At 72.3% G+C, this 1,426-nt stretch carries 2 protein-coding genes; one reads left to right on the forward strand and one right to left on the reverse strand.

Annotation, left to right across the window (positions count from 1 at the left end; genetic code table 11):
* Positions 1 to 965, forward strand: a 965-nt coding sequence (locus tag AB0M20_RS43370) for a diguanylate cyclase (protein WP_364307319.1), incomplete at its 5' end; no start/stop codon positions are given.
* A 16-nt stretch (positions 966 to 981) separates the two neighbouring features.
* Here the strand turns inward: AB0M20_RS43370 and AB0M20_RS43375 are convergent.
* Positions 982 to 1,419, reverse strand: a complete 438-nt coding sequence (locus tag AB0M20_RS43375; protein ID WP_364307320.1) for a crosslink repair DNA glycosylase YcaQ family protein — start codon at positions 1,417 to 1,419, stop codon at positions 982 to 984.
* Between the last annotated feature and the right edge of the window lie 7 nt (positions 1,420 to 1,426).

The following is a 1,426-nucleotide window of genomic DNA, read 5'->3' on the forward strand; positions in this document are numbered from 1 at the left end:
CCAACCACAGCCGCGTGAACGACCCCGGGACGCCGCACGTGCTCGCCGAGATGCTCGACATCTCCGACGAGATGGCCGCCCAGGAGGCGCTGCGGGCCAACGAGCAGATGCTCGCCCGGCTCACCGAGACGCTGCCGCTGGGTGTGCTCCAGATCGACACCGACCGCACGGTCGTCTATCAGAACTCGCGGGTCGCGCACGCCACCGGCAGCCGGGTCGGCGACAAGATGGAGATGAACGGGATCACGGCCGGCGATCGGCCGGCCGCGATCGCCGCGATCGACGCCGTGCTGCGCGGCGAGGACCACATCGAGATCGAGTACGGCTACCGCAGCCGGGTCACCGGCGCCCGCCGGATCCACGCGACGTTGCGCCCGCTGACCGGTGACGACGGCACGGTTACCGGCGCGATCATCTGCCTGGCGGACATCACCGACGCGTCCCGGCTGCGCGAGGAGTTGCGCCACCGGGCCACGTACGACGAGCTGACCGGATGCCTGAACCGGGCGTCCACATTGGCCGCGCTGCACGAGGCCCTCGGTGCGCGCAGCGGCCGCGGCACGGCCGTGATGTTCCTCGACCTGAACGGCTTCAAGACGGTCAACGACCGCTTCGGGCACGCCGTCGGCGACCGCCTGCTGATGCTGGTCGCCGACCGTCTGCGCACCTCCGTCCGCGGCAACGACGCGATCGGCCGCTTCGGTGGCGACGAGTTCGTCGTGGTCTGCCGCGATGTCGCCGACGCGGAGCGCGCCCGCCGGATCGGCGAGGCCGTGGTCGCCGCTCTGAACGCGGCCACGCTCGAGCTCGAGGACCAGGAGATCCACCCGCAGGCGAGCATCGGGGTCGCCTGGGCCGCGCCGGGCACGGCCGCGGCCGAGTCGCTGATCGCCCGCGCGGACGCGGCGATGTACGAGGCGAAGCGCAACCGGACCGGCCGGATGGCCCTGGTCCTCGCCTCCTGAGACGGGACGGCGCGTCCTACACGTTCAGCGTGTCCACTCCGGCGAATGCGGCCAGCAACTCGCCCTCGGCCTCCACGGCCGCCCGCTCGGCCCGGGTGACCCGGTCGAAGAACCGGACGTCGATCGCGCCGGCCCGGATCTTCCACGAGCCGCGCACGTAGCCGTCGATGGTCAGGGCGGCCCGCTCCACCAGGACCGGGCGGTGCTCGTCGGCGATGATCCGGCGCCGGTCGGAGTATCCGAAGGTGACGTTGTCGAAGCCGGCCAGGAAGCGGACCGGCGCCGGACGGCCGGGGTCGGCGAGCGGGCGGTCCGGCAGGTCGAACAGTTCCGCGCCGTACTCGTTGCGGTAGCTGACCAACCCTGGCCGCAGCTTCTCGAAGACCGGCGTCAGCCGGGTCAGGCCGCTCCAGGCCTGCATGTCCTTCACGCTCGCCGGGCCGTAGCCGGCCAGTTACCGC

This window comes from Actinoplanes sp. NPDC051633, assembly GCF_040681735.1.
Lineage (GTDB): Bacteria > Actinomycetota > Actinomycetes > Mycobacteriales > Micromonosporaceae > Actinoplanes.